Raw genomic sequence first — 1,195 nt, 5'->3', positions numbered from 1 at the left:
CCCCACCGTCAATTCGAGTGATTTTAGATTTTAAAAATGCTAATTTTTGAAATATAAAATTGTATCGAGAACTGTAGAAACGATTTTCATTCATTAGTTCTCGATACATTTTGTATTCGTAAATCTTAGGCTTTACAAATACAAAACACTCGAAATGACGCAGCTAAAATTAGAAGTTTAAAAGAAAATAACCTGAAAGCTATATAAGCCGAGAACTATGGATTTATATGTTTCAAAATCAATACCTCAAAGCAGCAAAGATTTCCTTATCCCCTAATTTCGCTCTACCGTTTAAAAACGACAACTCCATTAAGAAATTCATTTGCACGATTTCGCCACCTAATTGCTCTACTAATTCACAAACCGCTTTTGCAGTGCCTCCTGTTGCCAAAACATCATCGTGAATTAAAATCTTATCTCCGGGTTGAATTGCATCTACATGCATTTCTAAAGTATCGGTTCCATATTCCAATTCATAAGAAGCACTAATCGTAGTAAAAGGCAGTTTTTTAGGTTTACGAACCGGAATAAATCCGGCATTTAATTTTTGTGCCAATAAGATTCCAAAGAAAAAACCACGACTCTCCACTCCAATTACCTTATCAATTTTCTGATTTTGCAACGAATTAACCAATGTTTCTATGCAAAAAGCAGTTGCTTCAGGTGAAATTAACAACGGTGTTATATCTTTAAAACCAATTCCTGGTTTTGGAAAATCTTGAATATCACGAATATAGTCTTGTAAGTTCATTTTTATTTACTTTTTTTCTAGTTAGGGTTTGCAATTTACACAATTATATCTATATTTGCACTCACAAAATCGGCCTCGTGGCGCAACTGAATAGCGCATCTGATTACGGCTCAGAAGGTTACAGGTTTGAATCCTGTCGAGGTCACTAAAATAAGAAAGTCTGTTGATAGTCAAAGTATTATAATTTATAATACAGATTATCGCCAGACTTTTTTTAATTGTCGCCAACTAGGATTAGTTATGCCAAACACACAAAAAGACATACACAACTATAAACCTGCTAAACTGGTAAAAGGTTCAAAAAATAATGTACCTACTTACTATGTTGAATTTTCCGCTTTTAATGCACTAACTGGCAAACTACAACGAAAAAGATTATATACAATTAATGAAATAGAAAATCTTACACAAAGAGAAATACAAGGATGTAAACTGGTTAAAGAA

At 32.9% G+C, this 1,195-nt stretch carries 2 protein-coding genes and 1 tRNA gene; 2 read left to right on the top strand and 1 reads right to left on the bottom strand.

The genetic code is table 11. The features are described from left to right. Positions 1–238: 238 nt before the first annotated feature. Entirely contained in the window at positions 239–751 is a 513-nt protein-coding gene (locus BP92_RS0113770; RefSeq protein WP_026726552.1) for an adenine phosphoribosyltransferase, read from the bottom strand. A 71-nt stretch (positions 752–822) separates the two neighbouring features. Here BP92_RS0113770 and BP92_RS0113765 point away from each other — a divergent pair. Beyond that, positions 823–896, top strand: a tRNA-Arg gene (locus tag BP92_RS0113765). A 95-nt stretch (positions 897–991) separates the two neighbouring features. Next, on the top strand, positions 992–1,195 hold a 204-nt coding region (locus BP92_RS17290; RefSeq protein WP_035693567.1), incomplete at its 3' end, for a hypothetical protein.

Origin of the sequence: Flavobacterium sasangense DSM 21067, from assembly GCF_000686885.1 — a bacterium.
Lineage (GTDB): Bacteria > Bacteroidota > Bacteroidia > Flavobacteriales > Flavobacteriaceae > Flavobacterium > Flavobacterium sasangense.
The sequence above is the reverse complement of the archived record's forward strand: the minus strand, read 5'-3'. Positions and strand labels throughout refer to the sequence as shown.